The 2,140-nt window shown below is 50.8% G+C and carries 2 protein-coding genes and 1 pseudogene; all 3 read right to left on the bottom strand.

The features are described from left to right. Positions 1 to 445: pseudogene (locus tag ACF8O8_RS16190) on the bottom strand (type IV secretion protein Rhs); the annotation flags it as partial. A 260-nt stretch (positions 446 to 705) separates the two neighbouring features. Beyond that, entirely contained in the window at positions 706 to 1,197 is a 492-nt protein-coding gene (locus ACF8O8_RS16185) for an SMI1/KNR4 family protein (RefSeq protein WP_260681235.1), read from the bottom strand. Positions 1,198 to 1,207: 10 nt separating this feature from the next. Further along, on the bottom strand, positions 1,208 to 2,140 hold a 933-nt coding region (locus ACF8O8_RS16180; protein WP_392509988.1), incomplete at its 5' end, for an RHS repeat-associated core domain-containing protein.

Below are 2,140 nucleotides of genomic sequence, written 5' to 3'. Positions count from 1 at the left end.
TTTCTTCGAGTAGGCGAGAGAACTCGTCGTACTTGAACTGCAGGCGGTTACCGTCCGGCAAGGTCAGGCCAACCATATTGCCGTGTTCGTCCAGTTCGATGGCGTAACGCTCGCCGCCATAGTCGCGGCTGGCGACCACGCGGTGGTCGGCGTTGTACTGCACTTCCAGCTCGCGGCCAAGTACGTCGGTGGCCCAGCTGGTGCGGCTATCGAGGTCGTAGCGGAAGTGGTAGTGCTCGCCGTCGCTGGTCCAGTGTTCGACCACGCGCGGCTTGTCGCCCAGGGTTTGCCAGCGGTAGTGGCAGCCCAGCCCCAGCGCGTTGCTGTGGGTCACCATCAGGCCGTCGGCGTAGCTGAAGCTGCGCACGGTGTCGCCGTTGCGGTTGATCACCGCGCTCAGCTGGCCGTGTTCGTCGTAGCGGTACTGTGTGAGCGTTTCAACGGCCTAGTTGTCGAATTATCGGCTAAAAGAGCAATCTCGCCTGACTGCTGCAGGACGTTCTATTCAGTGTGACTCGTTTACTGGAATGACTGAGGCTAACGCCTCAGCCCTCCGACGTTAAGTTATTAAAGATCCCAGCCACACTAAATCCACTTAGAAAGTATAGCGCCGAAGGTTGAATTAAATCCAGCATTCACTGACATTCACGCTAAAGCGCTAAAGCCAGTAAAAGCTTTCAGCCTTCAGTGCAACACCTCACACACTCACTGATCAACTTGATCCTCATGAATCAAGGACCCAATGAACTCATGAAATGAAAACGAAAGAACCCTTTGAGCATTGATGTGATTTAGATGCATATCAATATCGGGCTGAAAAATGTCCACCGCAAAATAAATCACCTTGCCCTCATTTTTATCAAGGCAAATAAAGTTACCCGCCTCATCTACGGCAAATGGCACCAAGTGTGCTGGCAAGACATTCCTGCTCACCATCAACCTGAAACAACCACCTATGTACTTAGTCTCATTCTTGTCTACAGCGCCATCACTAGCAATACTCTTAAAATCTTCAACTCTAATCGGCTCATAATTTTCGTCTTCCGCCCAAAATGCCCGATTAGGCTCACCCCCATTGAAGGTCAGGTATAGCGCCCTAAATTCCGCAGGAAATCTCATACCGATTTCAGACTCAAGTGCATCAATATCAAGCCCTGAAATAGCGACATCAGAATTGAAGAGTTTAAAATCATCCACCATATAGTCCTCAACAAGTTGTAGACGTTATTTTTTGTGGGCGCCCTTTCAGCCACCCCTTGTCCTGCGAGATAGCTACAGCTTCAGGTGTCCCGTAAGATCCAGAAGGCAAACCGAAATGCTTCTCGAATTGTGCCACCGACCCTGTATGGGGCAACGAAGCCTCGTGCGCGGCCTGAGTTACTAACTGCATTGTTCCCTTACCAGTTACAGGATCGAAATCATCCAAATGATGCCAAGTATATTTACCAATCGATTTGACCTGAGCCTTTGACAAACCAGCTTGCTTGTAAGCTTCAGTAAAGTCTCGACCTCGAGACCCTTGCATTTGAATAGATACGATATTTTTTTGGTTGCCGGTTACGGGGAACAACTCAGGCGAACCCTCAAAATTCACACTCTTGAAAGATAGCCCCCAAGGATCAATCCATGCAGTGGCATTAGGCGCATATTGGTAAAGATTTACACCGCCACCTAAACCCAATGGATCTTGAGTTACAAAGCGCCCAATATCCGACGCATAATAACGGAAGGTATTATAATGCAGCTCACTCTCAACGTCGAAGTATTGCCCTTGAAATCGAAGGTTCTGCTCGACTTCACTAATATCTAGCTGCTCTAGCATGCCCCACGAGCGGTACGTAGCTTGCCAAACGACTGCGCCATCGCTGTTCGTAAGCTCCAGCGGCGTGCCAATCTGGTCAGTATGGAAGTAATAGACCTTCTGCCCTTCCCCTTCCGCCTGGTCAACTCGCGCCAACGGCGCATAGCTACCCGGCTCGTACAGGTACAAGATGCTGTGCCCAGGAGTTTCCTCCCGCAGCATCCGCAAGCCTTGCCAGAGGAAGCGCTTCTGCTCTACCTCGCCATTCATTTCCGCCTGTTTGGCTATTCGCCTCCCCAAGCTGTCGTACCGGTACTCGCCTTGGCTATCCAGCTTGCC

Source organism: Pseudomonas sp. TYF_14 (assembly GCF_043105275.1).
GTDB classification, from domain to species: Bacteria; Pseudomonadota; Gammaproteobacteria; order Pseudomonadales; family Pseudomonadaceae; genus Aquipseudomonas; species Aquipseudomonas alloputida.
Note: the sequence above shows the minus strand (reverse complement) of the source record. Positions and strands in the feature narration are given on the sequence as shown.